Source organism: Terrimonas pollutisoli, assembly GCF_029360765.1.
Classification (GTDB): domain Bacteria; phylum Bacteroidota; class Bacteroidia; order Chitinophagales; family Chitinophagaceae; genus Terrimonas_B; species Terrimonas_B pollutisoli.
In genome coordinates this window covers 818,447-844,939 of the sequence record NZ_JARKNA010000001.1, presented here as the reverse complement: position 1 = coordinate 844,939, position 26,493 = coordinate 818,447, and the positions used below count along the sequence as shown (strand labels likewise).

Annotated in this window: 13 protein-coding genes and 1 tRNA gene; 2 read left to right on the top strand and 12 right to left on the bottom strand. The window is 40.4% G+C overall.

Annotated elements, in window-relative coordinates:
* Positions 1–182 precede the first annotated feature (182 nt).
* Entirely contained in the window at positions 183–3,032 is a 2,850-nt protein-coding gene (locus P2W73_RS03260; protein WP_276500553.1) for a TonB-dependent receptor, read from the top strand.
* Between the two features lie 38 nt (positions 3,033–3,070).
* Here the strand turns inward: P2W73_RS03260 and P2W73_RS03255 are convergent, their stop codons facing one another.
* The gene (locus P2W73_RS03255) at positions 3,071–3,652 is read right to left on the bottom strand and encodes an arsinothricin resistance N-acetyltransferase ArsN1 family B (RefSeq protein WP_276500552.1); all 582 of its coding nucleotides are present in this window, start codon (positions 3,650–3,652) and stop codon (positions 3,071–3,073) included.
* A 125-nt stretch (positions 3,653–3,777) separates the two neighbouring features.
* Positions 3,778–3,851, bottom strand: a tRNA-Met gene (locus P2W73_RS03250).
* 219 nt (positions 3,852–4,070) lie between these two features.
* Between P2W73_RS03250 and P2W73_RS03245 the strand changes: the two genes are divergently transcribed.
* Positions 4,071–5,342 (top strand): sensor histidine kinase, encoded by a 1,272-nt coding sequence (locus P2W73_RS03245; RefSeq protein WP_276500551.1) that lies wholly within the window; start codon positions 4,071–4,073, stop codon positions 5,340–5,342.
* A 204-nt stretch (positions 5,343–5,546) separates the two neighbouring features.
* Here the strand turns inward: P2W73_RS03245 and P2W73_RS03240 are convergent, their stop codons facing one another.
* From P2W73_RS03240 to P2W73_RS03195, 10 genes are all read right to left on the bottom strand, one after another.
* Positions 5,547–6,965 (bottom strand): TolC family protein, encoded by a 1,419-nt coding sequence (locus P2W73_RS03240; RefSeq protein WP_276500550.1) that lies wholly within the window; start codon positions 6,963–6,965, stop codon positions 5,547–5,549.
* 212 nt (positions 6,966–7,177) lie between these two features.
* Positions 7,178–7,870 carry an ABC transporter ATP-binding protein gene (locus P2W73_RS03235; protein ID WP_276500549.1) on the bottom strand — a complete coding sequence of 231 codons (693 nt, stop codon included), beginning with the start codon at positions 7,868–7,870 and terminating at the stop codon, positions 7,178–7,180.
* A gap of 10 nt (positions 7,871–7,880) precedes the next feature.
* Positions 7,881–10,295 (bottom strand): ABC transporter permease, encoded by a 2,415-nt coding sequence (locus P2W73_RS03230; protein ID WP_276500548.1) that lies wholly within the window; start codon positions 10,293–10,295, stop codon positions 7,881–7,883.
* Between the two features lie 199 nt (positions 10,296–10,494).
* Positions 10,495–11,505 carry a carboxylesterase family protein gene (locus P2W73_RS03225; RefSeq protein ID WP_276500547.1) on the bottom strand — a complete coding sequence of 337 codons (1,011 nt, stop codon included), beginning with the start codon at positions 11,503–11,505 and terminating at the stop codon, positions 10,495–10,497.
* Between the two features lie 165 nt (positions 11,506–11,670).
* Positions 11,671–14,043 (bottom strand): ABC transporter permease, encoded by a 2,373-nt coding sequence (locus P2W73_RS03220; RefSeq protein ID WP_276500546.1) that lies wholly within the window; start codon positions 14,041–14,043, stop codon positions 11,671–11,673.
* 29 nt (positions 14,044–14,072) lie between these two features.
* Positions 14,073–16,466 (bottom strand): ABC transporter permease, encoded by a 2,394-nt coding sequence (locus P2W73_RS03215; RefSeq protein ID WP_276500545.1) that lies wholly within the window; start codon positions 16,464–16,466, stop codon positions 14,073–14,075.
* A gap of 45 nt (positions 16,467–16,511) precedes the next feature.
* Positions 16,512–18,929, bottom strand: coding sequence for an ABC transporter permease (locus P2W73_RS03210; protein WP_276500544.1), 2,418 nt, complete (start codon positions 18,927–18,929; stop codon positions 16,512–16,514).
* Positions 18,930–19,021: 92 nt separating this feature from the next.
* Entirely contained in the window at positions 19,022–21,415 is a 2,394-nt protein-coding gene (locus tag P2W73_RS03205; protein ID WP_276500543.1) for an ABC transporter permease, read from the bottom strand.
* Between the two features lie 179 nt (positions 21,416–21,594).
* Positions 21,595–24,000 carry an ABC transporter permease gene (locus P2W73_RS03200; protein ID WP_276500542.1) on the bottom strand — a complete coding sequence of 802 codons (2,406 nt, stop codon included), beginning with the start codon at positions 23,998–24,000 and terminating at the stop codon, positions 21,595–21,597.
* A gap of 66 nt (positions 24,001–24,066) precedes the next feature.
* Positions 24,067–26,484 carry an ABC transporter permease gene (locus tag P2W73_RS03195; RefSeq protein ID WP_276500541.1) on the bottom strand — a complete coding sequence of 806 codons (2,418 nt, stop codon included), beginning with the start codon at positions 26,482–26,484 and terminating at the stop codon, positions 24,067–24,069.
* Between the last annotated feature and the right edge of the window lie 9 nt (positions 26,485–26,493).

Sequence of the window (26,493 nt, the reverse complement as noted above, 5' to 3'; positions counted from 1 at the left end):
TTCCGGTCTTATTTTTTTATTCCGTCAAGGGACTTTTATAATAACGTGCAAAATCCCGCATTCAACTTACTTTTTTTCTTAAATTGTATTGTCTTTTTTCCGCAACCAAAGCCGCCATCGACTGCCTGCCTGATTGGAAATTGAATGCCACTTGAACGATTTTACTAACTAAAAAACTGTTTATGAGAAATCAACTGTTGTTAATTGCAGGATTACTTTTTTTCACTCTCACCGTTTTTTCACAACAAACTATCACAGGGAAAATAACTGACAGCAATGGACTCCCCTTGTCCGGCGTCTCTGTTAAAGTAAAAGGGACCGGCCGTGGCACACAAACAAGCAATGAAGGCAACTTCAGCATACAGGCCAATGCCGATGATGTTTTGGAAATTTCGATTATTGGTTATAAAAAACAATCCCTGAAAGTTGGTTCAGCCAATAACTTATCCCTTACACTTGAATCAGAGATCACAGAGCTGGGCGAAATTGTGTTTGTCGGCACACGTGGTAGCGGGAGGGCAAAAACAGAAACACCTGTTCCGGTAGATATCATTAGAATAAACCAGCTTGGTTTACCTACCGCCAAAATGGACCTCACTTCCATTCTCAATGTAGCAGCACCTTCTTTTAATTATAATAAACAAAGCGGGGCTGATGGAGCGGATCATATTGATATTGGTACGCTGAGAGGCTTGGGACCTGACCATACATTGGTTTTAATTAATGGAAAAAGAAGGCACCCAACCGCTTTCGTTGGATTGTTTGGAACAAGAGGACGGGGCGGTTCGGGAGTGGACATGAATGGATTTCCGCAGGCCGCGGTGGACAGGATTGAAATTCTCAGGGATGGTGCTTCGGCCCAATATGGTTCTGATGCTATTGCAGGTGTGATCAATGTTATTTTGAAAAAAGATATCAATCATCTTTCTGCTAATGCAGGATGGAGTGGTTATTACGATACAAAGTTTAATGCTGCCGACTTTAATGACAACAACGAGTATTATTCAGGAAACAAAATAGATGGTAACACATTTACTGCCACCTTAAACCATGGCGTCGGCCTTGGAAAAAACGGAGGGTTTCTTAATTACTCTCTTGCTTTTTTAACCCAGGGAAAAACTTATCGCCAGGCTCCGGTTTCGGACGATTTATCCGATAAAGATGCATTGCCTGACGTGAATATTTATCGTCGTGGCTTTGGAGACGCATCACTCACTACAGCCGGAGTGATGTATAACCTGGAACTGCCTTCTGCTAATGCTAAAAAAACTACTTTCTATTCTTTTGGCGGTTACAATTACAAATCATCTGATGCATTTGCATACACCCGCAACTGGGTAGATGATTGGTACACCCGGCCCAATCGATTTCCGGTTAATTCAGATGGAACATTAATACCAACCCCATCCATTCTGCGATCGAATAGTGCAGGAGTTATTTACTTTAACCCGCATATTCAAACACATATCCAGGATGCCTCATTGGCTGTGGGTTTACGTGGAGAAATGGGTAAGGATTGGAATTGGGATCTAAGTAATAATACCGGCTTTAATGATTTTCACTATTTCGGAGACAAAACTTTCAACGCATCACTGATCGGCCAAAACTATCCCAATCACTTCGATGACGGCGGCTTCAACCTTTTGCAAAACACCCTTAATCTTGACTTTACTAAAAGCATACCATCTGTTGCCAGCGGACTCAACCTGGGTATCGGCGCTGAATTCCGTTATGAACGATATAAGATTTATGAAGGTGAAGAAGCTTCCTGGAAATCTTATTATGCTAATCCCATCGTGTACGAAGTAGATGGCGAGACATACAATCCTGCGCCCGGATCGCAGGGATTTCCTGGTTTTAGCCCCAATGATGAAGTAAACGCCAACCGCACCAATATCGGCGTTTATGTTGATGCAGCTTTAGATGTAACCAGCCGATGGTTGGTGGACGGAGCAGTTCGTTTCGAAAATTATTCTGATTTTGGATCCGTTATTACCGGAAAGCTGGCTACCCGGTTGAAAGCGGCAGATAATTTTAATATACGTGGGTCTGTAAGCACCGGCTTCCGGGCTCCTTCGCTGGCGCAAATCCATTTCAGCAATACGCTTACGTCTTTTAGCGGCGGTATACTTGTACAATCACTGATTGCACCCAACACCAATGCTATCACAAAAGCTGCAGGCATTCCTGATTTAAAAGAAGAAAAATCAGTTAACGCCAGTCTCGGCTTTACCTGGAAGCCTGCTAAATCATTTACCGTAACAATTGATGGCTATTGGGTAAAAGTGGATGACAGGGTGGTGCTCTCGGGATTATTCAGCAAAGATGATCCAACACTTTCCCCGGCATTTACATCACAATTCCCGGCAGACGTATCAACTGCGCAGTTTTTTGCAAATGCAGTAAGCACCACCAATTATGGAGTAGATGTCGTTTTGGATTATGCAAAAAGATGGGGTAAAAACAACCTGAAACTTTTATTAGCCGGAAATCTGCAGGAAGTGGAGATTGATGAAATACATGTTCCCACGGCATTGAATGATACTAAACTTCACCAGAAAACATTTTATAGCGACCGGGAAGAAGCCTTCCTTGAAGCTTCGTCGCCAAATAGTAAATTTTCTCTTGGCATCAATTATAATTATGATAAGCTGGGCTTTAATGTCAACCTCACTTCTTTTGGTAAAATTGTTTTGATGGGCTTTGGTGATTCCGGTTCTCCAACGGGTGACAACCCTAATGCATCAGGCATCAATCCCCAGGTGCCAAGAGATGATGGTAATGGGTATGTTCCCGAAATATTTAATTATAAACATAAGATCACAACCGATCTTTCTGTTTCCTATGCATTCTCAAAAAAAATAACATTGTTTGTTGGGGCCGACAACATATTCAATGTGCATCCTGACCTCGGCGTAAACCCGTTGGCTAAATGGTGGTATGGCGATAATGAAACAGGTGGCGCCTGGGATTCCGTACAGATGGGCTTCAACGGCCGAAGACTATTTGCGAAGCTGGCCTTTAGTTTCTGATATTTTTGTTTGGGTAAACCACTAAATCAAAAATCTCCTCATGTAGGAGATTTTTGATTTTCATCCAGTATTTTTTTGATCACTTCATTGCTTAAGGCGTTAAACTTTACAGGCGCCGGCGGCTCGATGGTATAGTCATTTAATTGCAATTGCCACCAGCCAACATTTTTCCACTGACCCAACTTATACCCTACATTTTCATACGTAGCAAAATAGCGAAAACCCATTTTTTCATGAAAAGCCACACTTCTGTCGTTGGGAAGATTGATGACGGCATACACCGTCCTGAATCCCTGGGCCTTTAAGATTGCAAACAAGGCAGCATATAATTGACTGGCAATCCCGGCACGCAGGTAATCATCATGAATATATACCGAACATTCGATGCTCCACTGATAAGCCTCCCTCTCACGGTATCTTGATGCATAGGCATATCCAACCACCTGGTCGTCTTTTTCATACACCAGCCAGGGCCAGTTTTCCATATAGGAGCGGATCCTGTTGGCAAAATCGGCCACGGCCGGAATGGCTGTTTCAAAAGTAATGGAGGTACCACGGATATATGGTGTATAAATGGCAAGCAGGGCTGTTGCGTCAGTAGGATTTGCCAGGCGAATCATGTCTTAAAATTAAGTAATTGTAAGATTGGCATCACCTGACTAATGAAGTAAGCCTTATAATGTATATTGAATTGCAGGGTTTATACTCATAAAAAAGGCTCTGACTAATCAGAACCTTTTATTTGTACCGGGGAGCAGACTTGAACTGCCGACCTCAGGGTTATGAATCCTGTGCTCTAACCAGCTGAGCTACCCCGGCAGTTAATTGGGCGGCAAAAATAAAGATTCTGCCCTAAAACGGAAAATCAAATTTGGTCTTTCTGGGATTAGCCCACCGTTCTCGGGTATAAAATTCATCTTCAACTCTTTGATCCGGTAAACAATTTTCCATGCTATACCCTTTTGTAATTCCATAAATTGCCGCCGTAAACCTCCAGTTTTTTAACTGCACGCCACATAATTACGTAAACCCTTTCGTATGTTTTCCAAACTATCCCCTCCGGCAAGACTTGGACTTTACTATTTTCTTTTTGGCGCCATTTGGATATTAGGCAGCGGCAAAGTGGCTGAATGGCTGGCCAACGATAATACAAACACTCTTCAGAAAATAGAAAATTATAAAGGACTGGCCTTTGTACTGGTGTCCTCACTGTTTATTTATTCAGTGGCTTATACCATCTATAAAAAACTAATTCATTCACTGGAGACCAACGAGGACATGCTGAAAAAATATAAAGCAGTGATGAATGCAACAAAAGACGGTATTTACGAATATGATATCCTGACTGAAACGGTTAAGATGGGAAACAATATTGATGAGATTTTGGGAAATGAAGTATTACAAAATAAAAACGGAGTGTCTTACTGGGAAAACCATATTCACCCTGACGATAAACAACAGGTGATGGAAGGTATAAAAAGAGCCTATACGCCGGGACACCAGTTTTGGCAGGGAGAATATAGGTTTTTAATTCCGGGCAAAGGATACAGGGAAGTAATGCACCGCATTTATTTACTGAAAGACAGTAACGATAAACCCTATAGCATTATTGGCGCCCTGCAGGATATCAGTGAACACCGCCAGTTGCAGCGGGAATATCACGATCAACAGCTAAGAAGTAAAACGGAGATCACCCGAAATATTATAAAGGCGGAAGAACGGGAGCGCAACCGGTGGGCGGAAGAATTGCACGACAATATTGCACAAACGCTGGGTGTGGTAAAATTGCATATTGGGATGATAGACAGCCACTCTGAAAATGAAAAAGAAATACTGAAAAAGACGACTGAGCTGATCCGGCAATCAATAACTGAGATCAGGCACCTCTCCGCCAACCTGAAGCCTCCTGTCTTCAAAGAGGAAGGGCTAAAAGAATCGATTCAAAATTTAATTGCCAATATCCGGCGGGTAAAAGAACTGAAATTTTCGTTAATCGTGGATGATGAAAAAGTTAATCAATACCTGAATGATGAACAAAAATTAATGATCTATCGTGTAGTGCAGGAACAATTAAACAATATCATCAAATATGCTGAAGCAAAAAACGTACTGATAAAAATAGATATAGACGCTCCGCAGGTGGAAATACAGATAAAGGATGACGGCATCGGTTTTGATGCTACCAATCTTGGAAGCGGTATCGGGTTAAAAAACATTCGCAGCAGGCTGAACCTTTTCAATGGCAAACTATCGGTTATCTCATCGCCCGGCAATGGATGTGAATTACGTTCCGAATTTTTAATGAATTAACGTGAGTCTTGGATCTTTTTCACAGATAATCAGGTTTACTAAAATTGTTCCGTAGGAACAAATCGTCGGTAACAATTCATAGATAGAAGCACCAAGCGTTCCTTCGGAACGCCTCGTGCCTTTTCTTTTGATATTTTCACCCACGAATCATCCCTAACGGGATGGTAAAGACCTAAAGCTCACGTTGAATTAAGGAGCCAATCTTTACCATAATTGTTTCCCCTGGTAATAATCCAGGATTTTCGTTCTTAATACATAATCATATTTGGCAATGATGAGGTTAATGCTGGCCCTGTCCAGATTGTTCTTGGCGGTAAGGTAATCAATCGAGTTACCAACCCCGGAATCGAACCGGATGCCCGCCGCCCTGAATGATTCATTGAAAGCATTTACCTGTTCCAGGATCGTCTTATAACGGTTCGAAGCTGTATTCATATTGATATAAGCCTGGTCAATAGCCTGGCTTAATTGTGTTTTCGTTGTATTGGCAGACAATTCACGGGTCTTATAAATGATCTGTGCCTGCTTAATACGATTTCGCTGTTGCAATGAATTGAAAATAGGAATCCGCAGGTTAAACCCAAACGATGTATAAAGGTTATTATTCAGCTGATCATTATAATTGATCTTACTGCTGCTGAAATTATCCTGCTTGTAAATTACCGGCGATGGAGTGCCATTTATCAATACATAATCATTGGAAGTTTTATCAGTTGTATTGAGGTATTTATTTTGCATAGCCACACTTGAATAACTGGTACTGACGCCACCCTCGAATCGCAATACGGGAAAAAGCTGTCCTCTTGCCACCTTTATAGCTTTTGCTGCGCTTTGTTTGCGCAATTCAGCGGCTTTGATCATCGCCAGTTGCTCCAATGCCGTTTGATAAATCTTGTCTGGTGTTCCTTCATAGCGGTCGGCAAAAGATGCGGGATCTATCTTTTCTAAAACGAGATCCTTATTGTAAGGTATGTTCATCAACTGGCAGAGATTGATTTTTGCCGTTTCCAATAAATTTTGAATGCTTATAATTGATAACTGGTCACTGGCGTACTGTCCTTTCAGATCGGAAAGATCAGATGGCTTGATGGCGCCTTCCTTATTTAAAATTTCCAAACGCTCTACTTGCTGCTTCGACAAAGTAGCCTGGTTTTTGGCCTGTTCCAGTTGTTCTGCATTGCTTAACACCTGCAAATAAGCAAGGATAATATTAATAGTAAGGTTATCTTTTTCCTGCTGCCAATCCATCTTAGAAGCCTGGAAGGCTAGTGAATTTTGCCTGATCGAATTCTGAATGGACAACCCGTTGAACAAGGTAATACCACTGCCCGCACTATAGCTTGACGAATTGAAAGATTGAGTAACGGGTGAATTGGTAAAAGGATCAATACTACGTCCCTGGTTAAAACTATGTCCTGCATTCGCATTGAGATCAGGAAAAATATTCAACCTGGACTGCTTCCAGTTAGCTTCATCACTTTGCAACTGCAATTCTCTTTGCTTTACATCAAAATTATTATTGATCCCAGTCTCTACACATTGCTTAAGTGTCATGGTGGTTTGCCCCATGGCCTGCAATGAAAAAGCTATTAATACTAATCCTATAAACTTCTTTGTATTCATTACCCTTGTTATTTAAAATCCCTGGCTACAATTGTTCATTCTTTTATCAAATACATACCAAACTTCAGAGCTATTGAAAGATAACGGATTAGTGAAATGTAGGGTTCTTCACCTGTCCGGTTTTGATACAGACATTGTTCGTTTTCGCAACGCTAGCAGAACGTTTTATAGTTCATCGATATTGATTTAGCATAAAACTGTTAGCACTTCGACTATCGCTCAGTGCCAACTGCTAACTCTACTCTCTTTTCCACCATGCCATCCAGTAAGTGAATGATGCGCTTACCATAGGCCGCATTTTTTTCGGAGTGAGTTACCTGTATGATCGTAACACCTTCTTCATTCAATTGCTTAAAAAGATCCATGATCTCTTCGCCTTGTTTGGAGTTGAGGTTGCCGGTAGGCTCATCGGCTAATAATAATTTTGGTTTTGCTATCAGGGCCCTGGCTATGCCAACTAATTGTTGCTGACCACCGGAAAGCTGTGCGGGGAAAAGGTCTTTTTTACCTACAATCTGGAAGCGGTCAAGCATATCTGCTACCAAAGCTTTTCTTTCCGCTGATTTTACATTTTGATAAATAAGTGGAGTTTCAATGTTTTCATAAACTGTCAGCTCATCAATGAGGTGATAAGCCTGGAATACAAACCCGATATATTGTTTATACAGGGCTGATCGCTGTTTTTCTTTTAGTTTATGTACAGATTCATGTAAAAAATTATATTCACCTTCATTGAATTCATCCAGCATGCCGATCACATTCAATAAAGTTGATTTGCCTGAGCCTGAAGGTCCCATGATCGAAATAAATTCTCCTTCTTTTATAGAGAGATTGATGTCTTTCAAAATAAAGGTGCGGTTATTGCCGGTGTTCACCCATTTGTAGATATGTTTTAATTCAAGCATAATTGGTTATTTATTCTGTTCTTAAACTTTTTACAGGGTTCTTAATTGCGACTTTTGTTGTTTGGATACTGATCAAAAGCATTGTTGCTATAGTCAGTAAAACTGAGACTATTATAAATGGATAGAGGCCCATTTCTATACGATAGGCATAATCGCTCAGCCATTTTTTCATAATAAAATAAGAAACCGGCCATGCAATTAAATTGGCTACCAGAATTGCACGGAAAATATCCCTGATAAAAAACAGGATAATCCCGGAAACAGATGATCCCAGTATTTTACGTATACCTATTTCACGGGTTCTTTTGGCAATGCTTAATGATACCATTCCAATGATTCCCAGCATCACTATCACTACTGCTAGTATGGTGGCAAAGTAAGATGCCTTTTTAAGTTGTATTTCTGATTTATAAACAGTGTTTATTGTTTCATCCATAAATGAATAATCGAAGGGAGAACCAGGCATCAATTCCATCCATTTTTTTTCAAGACCGGCAATAGTTTGTTCCATATCCAAAGATTCGAGTCTTATAGACATAAAACGGAATATCGTACTACTTTGAATATGAAAGATCACTAATGGCTTTATAGCCTCTTGCTTTGATTCGAAGTGAAAGTCTTTAACCACACCACAAATGGTATAGCTTTCATTATTATCCTGCCTGCTAAGTTTTTTGCCGACTGCCTCATTGGCTGACTTCCAGCCCAATGCTTTTGTAAATGCCTCGTTTACAACAATTGCGGAGGAATCATATATTGTATTTGTCCTACTGAAAAAAGAGCCTGCGATAACAGGTATTCCAAAAGTTTCCGCATATTTTTCATCAGCGATAATTCCCGATGGTTCTACTACATTTAATGGGTCGTTTCCTGACTTATAAAAACCGGGGCTACCTGTAGTATTTCGATTGGGAATCGAAAAAGAAACTGATGCCTGCACTACACCCTTTGAAGCAGCTATTTCATTTCTTATAGTTTGAATCCTCTTTACACCGGCCTCTGTCCAGTTGCGGGGCAATTCTACATTCAATACCTGATCTTTATGAAAGCCAAGGTCGGTATTCAGGAAAAAATGAACCTGCCTGGCAATAACAACTGCTGAAATAAAAACGACAATGGCTATAAAGAACTGGAAGCTTACAAGGGCCTTTCTCAGGAAAATGTTTTCCTTAACTCCTTTCAACTTTCCTTTAACAGATTCAACAGTATTGACAGAAGACAATACCAGGGCAGGGTAAGTTCCCGCCAGCAATCCTATGCACAGGATCAGTACAACAGGGATGCAGATAAAATAGAAGGGCATTGAAGATAGTTGCGGAAACTCTTTGCCCAGCAATGTCGCGGTAAACGGTTGAATAAGCTGGTAGATAAGCAATGAAAATCCAACCGCAATAAAAGAAATAATGGTTGCTTCAATAAGAAATTGTAAAATCAATTGTCGTTTAATTCCGCCCATCACTTTGCGTAAGCCAATTTCTTTTAACCTGGCCATTGAGCTGGCAATAGACATATTCACAAAATTCACAATTGCCATCAATAGTATGAACAAAGCCGTGAGAGAAAGTGTATAGATTATTTTTCTGACGATACCATTGTTTGCATCTAAATGATAATTGGATAAAGGCTTGAGACTGATCTGCAACCCTTCTTTATTTTCCCCTGGAACATGGGTATTAATAAGCTGATGGATCGGCTGCACCAAATCGGCTGGATTAACTCCTTCTTTCAATTCTACATAACTATTACTGTAAGCTTGCCATTTTAGAAAATCCCCTCCCTTATAAAATTGTTTTACACCATTTACCGATAGAAAAACTGAATTAACAGGTATTTTGGCATTTGCCCGGACAGTGTTGATGGAATTAGCCGGAATATCCTTCAATATACCGGTTACAATAAAGTCATGGTCTTGTCCTTCCGTATTTTGAATAGTAAGCGTTTTGCCTACACTATTTGTGCTGCCAAAAAATTTCAAAGCTCTTTCTTCTGTGATTACAACGGCGTCAGGACTATCAAACAAAGTGCCCGGGTTGCCATATAACAATGAAAACCCAAACATATCTATTAAAGTACTATCCCCAACCTGCACATTATCCCTGAAATGTTTTTCCCCGTTCGAGATAATTGTGTTTTTCCAAAACGAACGATAAAAATTGGATACCAGGTGCGGATAGGTTTCTTTTAATACCTGTGCAAATGGTGAGGGTGCCGCTGCTATACCCTCAGAACCACGATGGACGGTTTGCAATAAAAATAACCTGTCAGCATTTTTAAAATTTCTATTTACCTGCCATTCTCCCCATACATAACTTCCTACCAAAAAAACGAATGCTACACCTATCGATAACCCAAAAATATTTATCGCCGAATAAAATTTTCGTCGTAACAGATTGCGCCAAGCTATCTTTAGGTAATTTTTAAACATACATTAGTCATTGTTCAGTTCGCAAGGATTTTACCTCCATTATATCAGTTTATGCGAACAGTCTCCAACAGACATGCCAATAGATAAACTTATTAAAATCAACTGTTTGTATATACGTTATTAGTCAGGGTGTACGAAAACGAACAGTTGCTATTCAAATTCGTACACTCCGTTCAGTATCCAGTTGCAGTTTCCTGATTCATTTTTGTTTTGTCCTTACCGTTTTGTTTACCGGCAATTTTCTGAATTCCACCTTTTCATCAGCCAACAATATGAAGCCTCCTACAACGTCCTTACTATTTCGGGTAAAGCGAACTTCATCAACCGAATTATCATCCCAGTAAAAATCGTTATTAGCAGAGGCTTTAAGCGCTATCGAATTCTTTCCAAGTTTTGCAAATAACTTCTCATTTTCAACAACCATTTTTACCGTATCCTTATTCACATTATTGACATAAATGCCCTCATATTCTTTTAACAGAGATTGCGGCTGAGCCGCAGGTTTAAATTGAAATCGTTTTTGGGCCAATAGCCAGCTATAAAGGCTGTCATTGTTATAAGTCACATCCCAACTATTATGATTAGCGTCGGGATACAATGTGAACTTAACATTTGAATTATATTTTTTTAAAGCGTCTACCATTGTTTGTGATGCTGAAGACGGGACCACATCATCTTTAGCCCCATGAAAGCACCACACTGGCATGTGCCGCAATTTCCATACTTGCTCCGCATTACCTCCACCACAAATTGGCGCAATAGCTGCAAACTCATCCGGGTACTTTTCGGAAAGGTTCCAGGTACCGAAGCCTCCCATACTTAAACCAGTTAAATAAACACGATCATTATCTACCCGGTATCGTTTTTTTATATCATCCAACATCTGTTTTAATATTTCCACTTTCCAGCCGGCCCGCGGTGGAGCCTGTGGTGACACAACGATAAAAGGAAATTTCTTTCCCTGCTCAACCAGCTTGGGTGGACCGTGCACTTTTACTTTGTCTAAATCCGTTCCACTTTCACCCGATCCATGCAGGAAAATCAATAATGGCCATTTGGTAGCTGTATCGACAGCATATTGTTCGGGTAGATAAAGCAGGTATTGCGTCTCCAGCACAAATTTCTCAGCGGTTTGCTGGGCTTTTGTAATGAAACCTGATACGACAAATAATATTGCAACAATAATGTTCTTAAAATGGGAATAGCTCATAAAGCTTATTTTAGTTTACATGAAGTGAAAAGTTAATGATTAAACAACAAAGTGAACCATCCTGGATGCAGGTTGATACTATTTATTTCTGGATCATTTAGTTTATTCGCTTCGTAAAGATTTCATCCCGATCCTTCGATTTCGCTCAGGACCATCGGGATTCCGTCACTCCGTTCGGAGTGACTTCACAGGGTTAGCAATAGCCGCTTTAATGGCCTGGAAGCCGATAGTCATCAAAGCAATCAGCATGGTGATGATAGCAGCCAAAAGAAAGACCCACCATACAATAGAAACACGGTAGGCAAATTCCTCCAACCACTTGTTCATAAAATACCAGGCAACAGGTGAAGCGATTATCACGGCAAGTAATACAAGAACCATAAACTCACCGGATAATAAACTGACTATATTTTGTACGGAGGCACCCAGTGTCTTTCTTATTCCGATTTCTTTGGTTCGCTGTATCGCCATAAACGTTACCAGCCCAAACAAGCCAAGACAGGCAATAAATATCGCCAGGCCGGTAAACAGCATTAACATTTGAGAAAGCCTTTCCTCAGCTTTATACAACTCATTAAAAGCATCATCCAAAAAATAATATTCAAAGGCCTTTTCGCTATCATATTTTTTATGAAGATTCTTCATTTGATCCATCAGCGAGGGAATATTGGTACCGCCATTAATTTTAGCAAATAAGCATCCTCCTTTTGCAGCCCACATAGATGTACTGTCTTCATCATTAGAAACAGATAAAATCAATCCCTCTATTTTATGTTGAAGCGACGACCAGTTAAAGTCTTTCAGCACACCGGCGACTTCAAACTGATCAATTTTTTGATTAACCGGTTGCTGACCAAGATGTAATCTTTCAACCGCCGTTTCATTCAGGATAATGCTATTTTTCTTCTTATAAAAAAAAGATTCATCCGGCCGCAGTTTCCATTGCAACCCCAGCAACGGAATAAAATGCTGGTCCACATCCATCACCGGCATCAATACCATCTCTTTGCTGCCCGGCGGCATCATCCCCATCATATCATATCCTTTAAACAACGGGTGCAATGCAAGACTGAATTGTTGAATGCCCGGAACAGATCGCAGTTCTTGTTTGAAGGCTGCGTAGTGTTTGGTAACACCTGTACCGAAAGGCATCATTACAATATTATCGCGGTTCATGCCGGTATCCTTGTGCCTGAAAAAAAGCAGTTGCCTTTGCATTACAATACCGCAGATAATAAATGCAACTGCAATCGCAAACTGGATAATTGTAAAAAATTTCCTTACACTAATGCCACCACTTTTCCCAAGTTTGCCATACAATACCGATACCGGCTTATAGGCCGACAACAGCAACGAAGGATAAGTCGCCGAAATAAGAATTGTAACCATGAACAATGCTGAGAATGCTACTATCACCCATGGATGCAGGAGAAAAGACCGGTCAATGCTGATCTGCAAAAAATTGAAAAAGAAGGGTTGGAAAAAAATACATAAAAAATAACCGAGTATAAAAGCGATACCGGTGTACAATGCCGATTCAATGAAAAACTGGCTGGCGATTATTTTACGACCGGCGCCCATCACCTTTCTCACGCCGATCTCTTTGGCCCGAATAGCTGACCGGGCCGTGGACAAGCTCATATAATTGATCAGCGCCAGCAACAAAACCAGCGCAGCCACAAAGGGAAATATCTTGACGTATTTAAACCCCGAGATATCGGTGCTTGCGACCTTATGCAACTTTGTTAAAGGAGTGCTCACATAACGGAAACTAAACTCTTCATCATTTCCCTGCATCTTGGCCAGCTGAAATAAGGCTGCTTCAATGCGGGAAATCTGCCCCCCCGGCTTTACCAGAAAATAGGTAGTGAAATCATTTTTTTCCTTCAACACCAGACTCTGTTGTTCCTTAATTGCCCTCATGCTGGAAAGTGATGCTACAAAATCAAATTCGATTGTTGAATTGGAAGGAGCATTTGCTGCCACGCCGGTTATGAGCAAGTCATCATTGTTATTATAGCGGATGATTTTACCAACAGGATCATCGTTACCAAAATATTTTTTCGCTGCATCACGGGAAATAACAACAGATAAGGGATTACGAAGCACCTGCTCTTTACTCCCCTGTAAAAGTTTGAAAGAAAAGAAGCTAAAAAAATTGCTGTCGGCAAAAATAAATTTGCTTTCAGCAAACTTCAGGGAAGGTATAGCGGGATTTTGAATGATTGCATTTTGAGGATCTTTTCTTAGCCGCAGGTAACTTTCGACAGCTGGCTCCCGCTGGCTCACCATGGGTGCCGCAGAGTAATTTAAGTAAGGCATGAAGACCGAATCAGTTCCGATTTTTAATTTGGTCTGCAGCCAAAAAATTCTTTCCGCATTTTTATGAAAGCGATCATAACTTGCTTCGTGACCGGCATAAAGTACGATCAACATGCAAACCGCCAGCCCGATTGCGAGACCTGCAATATTTATAAAAGAATAAACTTTATAACGCAACAGGTTTCTCCATGCAACAACCAGGTAATTTTTGATCATAATCTCATTTTATAACTGTTATACTAATTTTATTCTGTTCGCAATGATTTCACCGGGTTAGCAATTGCAGACTTCACCGCCTGGAAACCAACTGTGATCATGGCAATAACAATGGCTATGATTCCCGCAAGAGCAAACATCCACCAGCCAATATTTATTCTATAAGCAAAATCCTGCAGCCATTTATTCATGAAAAACCATGCAACAGGCGAAGCAATGACAACGGCAATTACTATCAGCTTTACAAAATCTTTTGTTATAAGTGACACGATATTACTGACAGATGCACCCAATGTTTTACGAATACCAATTTCTTTTACACGCATTTGAGTGGCAAGATGTGTAAGACCAAATAATCCCAAACAACAAATCAAAATGGATAATACCGTAGCCGCATTAACGATCTGCTTCCATTTATTTTCCTTATGATATTCTCTTGCATTTAGTTCATCCCAAAAAGTATAATTGTATTCAGAGCCCGGCACTGCCGTATTATATGCTTTCTCCAATGCAACCAACGCTTGCTTTTGTCTAAGCTTGTCAACTTTTACCAATACTGTTCCCTGCGAACCGTCATTTATACAGAGTATTTCAGGTTGAATAATTTCTTTCAACGAACCCCTGTGATAGTCGTTTACAACTCCAATAATAATCAATGCTTCCCTTGGAAACCAGTCCTTAATCTGTACTTGGGTGCCGATAGGATCTTTCAAACCCGCTGCTTTCACAAAAGCTTCGTTGACAACAGCGGCATTTGTTTGATCAGTCCTGTATAAGTCAGAAAAATTTCGACCTTGTTTTACAGGGATCTCAAGCATAGAGATATACGATTTTTCTACCAGCTTATAAGTAGCTTTAATGACATTGTCCCCAATATAGATTTTGGATCCATCATTATGTGTTTCCAAAGACATTTGTTTTATCCCCGGCTCTTCTGCCAATTCATTTTTAATGAGCGGGTAAACGAGCTTCATATCACGTTTAAAAGGAACATCAACACGAACAATATTATGAGGATTATAACCTAAGTCTTTTGTACGAACAAAATCCATCTGCTTGTAATAAATAATAGACCCGATGATTAAGCAGGTTGCTATTGAAAACTGCAAAACCACCAAACTCTTTCCCAACCAATTACGGCCTGATAATGCCGGCTTATTATACAATACTTCCTTTGGCTGGAATCTTGTCAACACATAGGAGGGGTATAAACCGCTCAACAAAATATTTACTATCAGAAGACCAATAAAATAAACAAATAATTTCCAGTCCAGTAATGTTGAAAATATTATTTGTCCGCCCGCTAATTGATTAAAAAATGGCAATAAACTTTGAGCAAGTACAATAGCCATACACAGGGCAGTAAAACAAATAATGGATGACTCAATCAAAAACTGCCATATAATTTGCATTTTACTGCTACCAGAAATTTTTCTTACCCCGATCTCTTTTGCCCGCTTCAATGAACCTGCAATGCTTAGATTAATGAAATTGATAGAAGCCATTAAAAGAATAAAAACAGATATGCCAAGCAAAAACAAGGAGTAAGCAGGTTTACTTGCATTAGCAAATCCTCCTTCGGGGCTTAAATGAATATCTGTTAAGGATTGAAGTGAGTAAAAGGTCTTTTTATCAAATTCCCCAGTTTTCCTTCCCTGTTCCAGTTGCTCTTTTGCATGCACATTATGAATGGCAAGAAATTTTTGCTGGATTGCTTTTAAATCAGCTTCGGGATGCAAGACCACAAAGGTGGGCAGATAATTGTTCAACCACGTCTTATCATCCCACATTATCTGCAGGTAACTGAATGGGATTAAAATATCAAATTGAATAGATGAATTGGCGGGTGGGTTTTTAGCCACACCAGTAATAATGAATGAAGCAAAAAGCGAATCAGGGTTATCTTCTATATCCAATCGTTTGCCAATTACATTGGATGTTCCAAAAAACTTGAGCGCTGTTTTTTCAGTGATTACAACTGAATATTTCTCACTTAATGCTGTATTTGGGTTGCCAAATAACAATGGAAATGAAAATACTTTAAAAAATGCGGAATCCGCAAATCCGGCGCCCAGGGTAAAGGCCTTATCAGACGATCTGACATTTTCCATCACATCGCCGCCATAGATACGTACATAATCCAGGATTTCTGGCACCTGCGCTTTAAATGCTGGACCTTGCACTTGGGCAGTTCCGGCGCCTCTTTGTATTTCAGCTGTTTTATTATCTGTATAAGTGGTAGTAATGCGGAAAATCTGTGAGCCATTTTTATGAAACGAATCAAAATTGTGCTCGTATTTATAGTACAAAATAGATAACACCACGCAGGTTAACGCAACAGCTAATCCCAATATATTAATTACGGAATACAACCTGTTTTTCCAAAGATGCCTGAATGCTGTCTTGATATAGTTATATAACATTGTCTTGTTTCATTTTCAAATCTGTTACAGATTCTTTATTATTCTTCATTCCGCCCTCAATGACTTCACAGGGTTGGCAATTGCAGTCCTCACCGCATGGAAACCAACTGTGATCATTGCAATAACAATTGCTATAAGTCCTGCAAGCACAAACATCCACCAGCCAATATTTATTCTATAAGCGAAATCCTGCAGCCAGTTATTCATCACCCACCAGGCTACAGGCGAAGCAACAAGCAGTGAAATCAGAACAAGTTTTAAAAAATCCTTTGTCAGCAGCGAAGCAATACCTGCAACAGTAGCGCCTAATACTTTCCGAATGCCGATTTCTTTTACCCTGCGCTGTGCTGCCAAATGAGCCAATCCAAACAAACCAAGGCAACAAATCACAACAGAAAGCACCGCCGCTATGCCAATGATCTTTTGCCAGCGTTGTTCCTGCTCATAGGCTTGTGCATTTAATTCATCCAAAAATTTATACTCATACAAAGCAGTAGGCATTGCTTTTTTATAAGCTGCTTCTATTGCTTTCAGTGCCCGCTGCTGGTTTTGTTTTTCGATTCTTATCCAGATACCATCGGAGGCCCAATCGCAAAGGAGCATCACCATCGGTTTGATAGGTTCGTGCAATGAACCGCTATGATAATCTTCAATGACGCCGACAATTGTTTTTAATTCTTTATCAAACCTGTCGCTGGTATATAATTGAGAGCCGACAGGCGATTCCAAACCGGCCGCTTTCACAAATGCTTCATTTACGATAACAGCATGATGCTTATCTGGAGGAATAGCTGAAGAAATGTTTCTACCGGCTTTCAGCTTTATTTGCATAACAGGTAAACGGTATTCATCAATTACCTCATGAACAGCGTCCAGTTTTTTGTCGCCCAGTTTTACAGCATCCACTTGCCCATAGCCGCCAAATGAGAGGTGTTTTATTGCCGGCTCTTTCGACAATTCGTTCCTGAGTATTTCCTGAACGGCTTTGTACTCCCTGTTTCCCCTGATATGAGTGCGAACCACCTGGTAAGGATCATAACCCAAATCTTTTGTTCGTACAAAATTCATTTGCCTGTAATAGATGATTGTCGAAATAATAAAAAAGACAGCTAATGAAAATTGAAGAATCACTAATGAATGGCCAAACAAATTGCGGCCGGAAAGCTTTTGTTTATTATACAATACCTCTTTGGGCTTGAATGCAGACAACATATAAGCAGGATAAAAACCAGTCAGCAAGATGATCAGCAATAATATGCCTGCAAACCAGATTAAAAGCTGCAGGTCTATGGATTCCGAAAACACCAATTGCTTTTTTACCAATTCATTGAATAAAGGCAAACTGATACTGGTTAAAAAAGCAGCTACAACAAAAGCCGCCAGGCAAACAATTGCGGATTCAAATAAAAACTGAAAAATGATTTGCTTCTTACTTCCTCCCGTTATTTTCCTGACACCTACTTCTTTTGCCCGCTTCAATGAACCGGCAATACTGATGTTAATAAAATTGACAGTTGCCATGAATAAAATAAATAACGCAATGCCCAAAAAAAGCCAGGAAAAAATGGGATTGCTTTCGTTGACGATACCTCCTTCCCGCCAGCTACCTGTAAGCCGGGGGTTGAGATGCATATCGGCAACATTCTGTAAACTATAACTGATCTTAGGATCATAATTGTACAGTTTCTTAGTCTCTTCAAGCTGGAATTTAGCATGAGAGGCAAATACCTGGTCGAATTTCCGGCTTACTTTATTCAAATCAGATCCGGGTCGAAGCAATACAAAAGTGCCAAGGTATTGGTTGAGCCAGGCTGTATCTGTAAACGAAAGCTGCATGTAACGCATCGGCATCAGGACATCAAAACGGATAGATGAATTTTTTGGAAGATCTTTTACTACCGCCGTTATCATGGATGGCCTGCCCAGTTTATCTGCCGAAGGATCAGCATCCATATCTATTCGCTTGCCTACTACATCAATACTATTAAAAAATTTAAGAGCAACTGTTTCAGTGATCACTACTGCTGAAACATCTTTCAACGCTGTTGTTTTATCTCCTCTTAATAACGAAAAGCTGAACAAGTTGAAAAAGCTTTCATCTGCAAAAAGAATTTGCAGGTTAAGCGTTTTATTATTGGCGATCACATCTCCTTTTATATCACCTCCGAGCACTCTGGCATAATCTACTATTTCAGGCACCGCTTCTTTAAACGCCGGCCCCTGCGGCTGACCGGTACCTGCCACTGTGCCCCTGGCACCTTTATCATCTGTTCTGGATGTCAGAATGCGATAGAGATTTTCTTTGTTTTCATGAAACCTATCATAGCCTCTCTCTTCTTTAATATACAATACAGCGAGCAATACACAGGTGATAGCAATGGCCAGCCCAACTACATTAATAAAGGAGTACAGCTTATTTTGCCAAAGGTGACGTACGGATATTTTAATATAATTATTCAGCATATTATTCAATTCATTCAGTTCTTAATGATTTCACCCCGACGCTGCGGTCGAGATTAAACTCTTTACTCACTCTCCCGACATTTGGTCTGGACCTACTCGGTTCGCAAAGATTTCACCGGGTTGGCTATAGCTGCTTTTATTGCCTGGAGGCTTAATGTAATCATGGCAATGATTAGTGAAATAATTCCAGCCAAAGTAAACATCCACCATTCCAAATGAATGCGGTAAGCAAAATCTTCCAGCCATTTATTCATCACCAACCAGGATACAGGTATAGCCACCAGCATAGAGAGCAACACCACTTTCAGCAAACTTCCTGTTAATAAAGAAACCATGCCGCCCACGCTGGCGCCGAGCACTTTGCGTATACCGATTTCTTTTACCCGCTTTCCAACCGTAAAGGTGATCAACCCAAACAAACCCAGACAGGCAATAACTATGGTTAGAATGGTAAACGCAAGCAACACCTGCCCCTGTTTTCCTTCTGCCCTATATTGGGATGCAAATTTTTCATCCAGAAAACGAGAAACAAAAGGGGAAGCGGCATCAAATTTTCTGAATGTTTGCTCAACAAAGGCAAGTGATTGAGCGAGGTGGTGTTCGTCCAACCGCACATACATGTCGTACTGTTCTTCCGCCTTCCCGGGAAGTGTCATGATGAGGGGTTCGATCTTGTGTTGCAAAGAATAGATATGGAAATCCTTTACCACACCGATGATGTTGGCAAAATGTATTTTGCCTGTGGAATCTGCCCCCCTTGACATTCGCTTACCCATGCCAGAGCCCCAGCCTTGTCTCTTAATGAAGGCTTCATTCACAATTACCTGGTCACTATCTGATGGAATGTCTTTTGAAAAATTGCGCCCCTCTACCAGTTTGATCTGCATAGCAGGAATAAAACCAGCATCAATGGTTAAGCCATATGCCAGGTTGCTGTGTTCATCCAGCACACCATTCTTTTCCACGCTGTAATCCATCATGCCAATGTCATTATTGCCAATGGGACTGCCTGCTGAAGCCGCAGCCTTCACCAGTGTGTTTTGCAATAACGCTGTGCGCAACGCAGAAGCCTTTTGCCTCACCTCTCTTGAATCTAAATGAAAAGTCAGCACTTGTTTTTTATTAAAACCAAGATCGGTATTGAGTACATAATTTAGTTGAAGATAAATGATCAATGAAGCAGTGATCATCATCAATGTAACTGCGAACTGAAACATTACCAGCGACTTTCTGAAAAGCGTTTGCCCTTTTACGTCACCCAACTGGTTTTTTAAAGCCGGTATGGTTTTAAACCTCGATAAGAAAAAAGCAGGATACCATCCACCGATAAGTCCGGCAAGAGTGGCGAAGCCCAACATGTACACAATGGTGCGGATAGTACCGAATTGCCAGATAGAGAATTGCTTTGCTGCAATGTCGTTGAACAAAGGCATGACAAGTGCCACTAACACCATACTAATGCAGGCAGCAGAAAGTATGGTGATGATAGATTCCATAAGAAAAAGCTCAACCAGGTTCTTTTTACTGGAGCCTATTATTTTTCTCACGGCCACTTCACGCAAACGAACTGAAGCCCGTGCTGTAGTTATGTTGATGTAATTGATAAAGGCAATAATGAATATCAGCAATCCAACAATGGATAATACATAGATATATTTTACATCACGGTTCTCACCCAATTCATAACCCAAATGAGAATATAGATGAATAGAAGTTAATGGCTGTAACTCCAGGGTAATTTGAATATTATTGGCTTTTACTGCATCTATCCTGAGGTATTTGTTCACAAAGGCTGGCATCTTTGCCCTCAGTTGGTTGATTTCGGCATTCTTTTTTAGCAGGACATAGGTGAAAGTATTGAAACCGCCCCAGTCGCCTTTGTAATCTGCAGGTAAAGCACGAAAGGCGTTAAAACTAAAATGCGAGTTACGCGGAATATCTTCGATAACACCTGTTACAACAGCGGGATTTTTATCGATATATACTGTTTTATCAATAGCCGAAATGGGATCGGGGAAAAGCTTTGCAGCAAGCGTTTTGGTAAGCACAATGCTATTTGGCTTTTCTAAAGCATGTACATTGCCTGAAAGGAAATGATACGTAAATACGGTGAAGAAGGAAGGATCAGAATAGAAGATGGCATCATCTTTTATTTTTTTGTTATCATACTCAATAACACCGCCACCTCCAGGATTCATGCGCACGGCATTTTCCACGTCAGGAAAATCGTTCTTAAGCGCTCCTGCTGCCAGTCCGGATGTGCCGGTGATATCGAATCTCTGATCACCCCATTTTCCGTGCGTTGCAAGCCGGTAAATTCTATTTGCCTTTTCATGATACCGGTCGTAGCTCAACTCGTTAGCAACATAAAGTGCAATCAGCCAAACGGCTGTAAGACTCAATGCCAGTCCCGAAATATTGATGAAGGAAAAAACTTTTTGTCTTGTTAAGTTTCGCCAGGCGGTTTTGAAATAGTTTTTAAGCATGTTTATAATTTTCCTAGTTGATAGTTGTCCGTAAATAAGCAGACCAGCCCTTAGCATTCAACCAAGCGATTTCTCTCCTTAGGTGCAGACAGATATCTTGATATAATTGTTCAGCATATTATTGAATTCATTCAGTTTAATGACTTCACCCCGACGCTGAGGTCAGCATTAAATCTTACTCACTCTGTCCGTAAAGATTTAACAGGATTTTCTAACCCCGCTTTAATTGTTTGCAAAGCAATCAACATAATTGTTATTACTCCCAACCCTGCGATACTTATGATGAATGGCTCTGCGGTAAGACTAATACGATAGGCATAATCATTCAGCCAACCCTGCATGATAAACCATGCAAGCGGACAGGCAATGAAGCCAGCCACAAGTATTACCCAAACAAATTCTTTCATGAAAAGGGAAATAATGGAAGAAACAGAAGCTCCTAACACTTTGCGTATGCCAATTTCCTTTGTTCGCTTTTGAATGCTTAATGAAACAAGGCCCAGTACGCCCAGCAATACGATAATTAATGCCAACACTGTTGATGTATAAGCTGCTTTCTTCAACTGCAGTTCCGAGGCATACAATTTTTCCAATGTATCATCCATAAACGTGTATTCAAACGAGCTGCCCGGTAGCAATTGCGACCATTTTTTTTGAATTGTCTCAATAGTTGCATTGATACTTCCCGGTTTTAATTTGAATGAGAGATAACGATAAAACGGAGAATAACGGACATTGAAAAACAGTATCGGCGGAATTGCTTTTTGCATAGAGCCGAAATGAAAATCTTTTGATACTCCCTTTATGGTAAATACAGTCGGATCGCCGGGAATTCTCAACTGCTGACCTATCGCTTCCTCAGGATTTTTCAAGCCCAGCGCAGCCAGCGCTTTTTCGTTGATCACCACTTTACCGGAGTCAAGCCCACGGTTGTCAAAAAAATTCCCTGCCTTTAACGGTACTTCATAAGTTGAAAGATAATTTTCATCTGTTTGCAGCAACTGCATGGACATAGCACTGGTTGAATCGCTGCCCGATTTGTAAACAGGCACCTGCCCTGCATTGGCGCCGTCCGGTATTTCATACGATAAAGATATATTGCTCACCTGTGGCATTGTTGCAAACTCATTACGAACTGTTGCCATTTTTCTAACGCCATCAATTGTCCAATCTCTTGGCACCTGCGATGAAACAATATATTCTTTATTGTAACCAAGTCCCCGGCCAAAAAAATAAGCAACCTGCCCGGCTACAACTGCGGCAGCCACCAATACAATAATGGCAACGGCAAATTGGAAACCTACTAATGATTTTCTCAATAGAAAATTCTGTTTTACCGTTTTCAGCTTTCCCTTTAACGAATCAACTGACTTTAAGGAGGACAAAACAAAGGCGGGATACAACCCGGCAAGCAAACCAACAATAAAAACAATACCAACCGGCACCAAAACAAAATAGAGAGGAAAGGAAGATAATTCCGGGACTTGCTTACCCACTATCTGTTCAAACATTGGTTTCAGCAATGGATATGCAGCTATTGCCAGTAACATGGCAATACATACCAATATGATTGACTCAAAAAGAAACTGCAGAATCAATTGTCTTTTTAATCCACCCAGCACCTTCCTGATACCAATTTCTCTCATCCTGGCAGAAGATCGGCTAATAGCAATATTGATAAAATTCACAATGGCCATGAGCAAAATAAAAAGCCCTGTAAAAGCCAGCGTATAAAGCATTCGTTTTACCAGGCCATTATCCTGCTGCAAATGATAATCAGACAATAAAACCGGTTTAACAGTGATTACTTTATGCAGCGCCGGATGAGCATTTTGTTGTATCAATTGTTTAATCGGCTTTTCAATGTCTTTGGCAGTTACGCCTTTTTTTAATTCAACATAAGAAGCGATAAATATATTGCTCCATGATTCCACATCCTGTCTTCCGAAAAAAGACACCGTGTTCATTGGTATAAAAAAAGAGTTCTTATAATTTTTAGCAAGTTCGGTGACTGTGCTTTGCGGTATTTCTTTTAATACCGCTGTAATTTTGAAATCATGCTTGCCTCCTGAAAAGCTTTGTATAGTAATAGATTCTCCTACTACGCCTGTTTTTCCAAAATACTTAATAGCCTTATCTGAAGTGATCACTACCGAATAAGGATCATTCAAAGCCGTTTTAGCATCGCCGTGCAAAATTTCAAATCCATACATGTTAAGCAAATTACTGTCGCCTACCTGCAGGCCCTCCCGGAAATTTTTATCGGCCTTTGAAACAACTGACGTAATGCCATCATACCGGTAATAGTTGGCAACAAGATGAGGATAATCTTCTTTCAATCGTTTTGCCAACGGACCAAAAGTCGCCAGTTCATATCCAATGTTTGGATCTTTTGAAATAGTTGTCAGAATATATTGCCGCTGATGATTACGCAATTTTTTATTTACCTGCAGTTCGCCCCATATATAAGCGCCAATCAATAAAGTAAACAGAATGCCGGTAAATAATCCTACGATATTTACAATAGAAAAGAAACGATGTCTTTTAATGTTTCTCCAGGCGATTTTGATATAATTTTTTATCATAATAATACAAGGTTAAGATTAAGGTTAAGCATCGTCCCGGCTCCCAACTAGCGACTATCGACTCACTTACTCCGTTCTGAGTGACTTCACCGGGTTAGCCAGCGCAGCTTTCACCGTCTGAAAACTTACGGTCAATAAAGCAATAATAGCAATTGTCAAAAACGGTATAATAAAATAACTCCATTGTATATTGATACGAAAGGCATAGCCTTGCAGCCAATTAGAAATGGTGAGCCAGGCCAATGGTGTTGCAATCAAAAAAGCTACTACCAGGAGAACTGCGAACTCCTGGTAAAGTAGCTTTAGGATTCCGGGAACAGAAGAACCCAACACTTTGCGTATACCAATTTCTTTGGTTCGCTGAAGTGTAGTGAACGATGCAAGTCCAAATAAACCAAGGCATGCAACTAATATGGCCAGCGTTGTAAACAAACCAAACACCTGACCAAATCGTTGATCGGCTTTATACTGATCATTAAAATGGTCATCCAGGAAAAAATATTCGAAAGTGTTGCCGGGGAAAAACTTGTTCCAGTTAGCCTTTACATTCGCGATGGTTTGACTTGCCTGTGAAGAATTTGTTCTAACAGATAAGTAACCCCGTACGTCGGGTATCAGTCGCAATATTAATGGCTCGTAAGCTTCACGAAGAGATTGCTGATGAAAATTTTCTGTTACACCCACTACGGTATATTGCTGTCCCCAAAAGTCGATTTTTTTACCCAATGCTTCTTCTGGTTTATCAAATCCTAATTGCTCTACTCCTTTCCTGTTAAATATTACAGCATGGTCGTCCGTACCGAAGCCGTTTGAGAAAATGCGCCCTGCTATAAGTTTCAACCCATACATTTTTATAAAATCATAATCCACTCCAATGACGCGATACTGTTTTTGCGTAGACTCATCAGTGCCAACCAACTTGATACCGCCGGCATTCCAACCAACCGCTTCGCCGGGTATACTCGATGAGATGGTGGCTGCCTGAACGGTAGTCTGCTGTTTCAAAGCCTCTTTAAATGCTGTCATCTTTTGCAGGTAAGTAGAATCTAAACCCACGATGGGCGGCCGGACGACCAATGTTTGTCCTATGCTAATCCCCAGCGATTGCTTTCGCATATATTGTATCTGCTGATAAACAGCAACAGTCCCTATCAATAAAAACAATGAAGCAGCAAACTGAAACACAACTAATCCCTTTCTTAACAAAGAACCTTGCCTGGTCGTAACCATTTTTCCTTTCAATACTTCAATGGGTTTGAAGCCTGACAAAACAAAAGCCGGGTAAAGTCCGGAAAAGAATACACCTGTAACAAATAACGCTGTAAGTCCTAACCAGAAATCAGCATTGCCCAGCAAGGAGAATGATAAATTCTGACCCGACAATTTGTTGAAGGCTGGTATAGCCACAATCATCAATAATAATGCAAGTACTACTGCAAAACCATTCAGTAAGGTTGATTCGGTAAGAAACTGAAAAATGAGTTGCCTGCGCTGAGACCCGATTGCCTTACGAATACCCACTTCCTTAGCTCTGTTGATAGCACGGGCCGTAGCAAGATTGATATAATTAACCCATGCGATCACTACAATAAAAAATGCAATACCCAATAAAAGATAAACAGTTTTACCATCACCGTTTGGCCCCGGCTCCTGCATAAAGTGAGAATACAAATGAATATCTTTCATCGGCAACAGCGAATAGGTAACGGAAGCATTAAATCGTTTCAAAAGTTCACCTACGCCTTTCTCAACAATTGGAGGAAATTTTGCCTCAACAGCCGCAGGGTCTACCCCTGGACGCAATAATAAATAGGTAAGGCAACCATCCCAGGCCCAGGCAGTTTCAGGATTATTATCGGGTCCCTGGAACTTCAAGAAGGTAGCGTAGGACAGCAGGACATCAGGTTTGAGTTGTGTATTTGCCGGAGCATCTTTAAAAACCGCAGTAATGGTATAATCGCTGTTGCGGTTTAATTTGAGCACTTTGCCTACAGCATTTGTATTACCGTATAGGGTACGGGCTGTTGTTTCAGATATAGCAGCAGTAAAAGGTTCAGTTAATGCTTTCTTTTCATCACCGGCAAGTAAGGGATAGGTAAATATTTTGAAAAAAGAACTACTTGCAAAAAAAACTTTCTCAATTTTTAATGGTTGATTGTTGACTTCAGCAGTGACCTGGTCATTGCCAACTACTTTTACATAGTCTTCTATTTCCGGTATTACATCTTTAAAAGAGTTCCCCACAGCGAACGCTCCACCGGCCCATTGCGTACTAAGCTTACCATTATCATAGCGATCCTGGTGCACCCGATAAATACGGTCTTTCTTTGTATGAAAATTTTCATAGCTTAATTCAAATGCCACGTATTGCAGGATGAGCAGGCATGCTGCAATGCCGATTGCTAATCCGAGAATATTAATGCCTGCATAAGCTTTTTGCCGTTTTATATTTCGCCATGCGATTTTGAAATAGTTTTTTATCATGGTTTATTA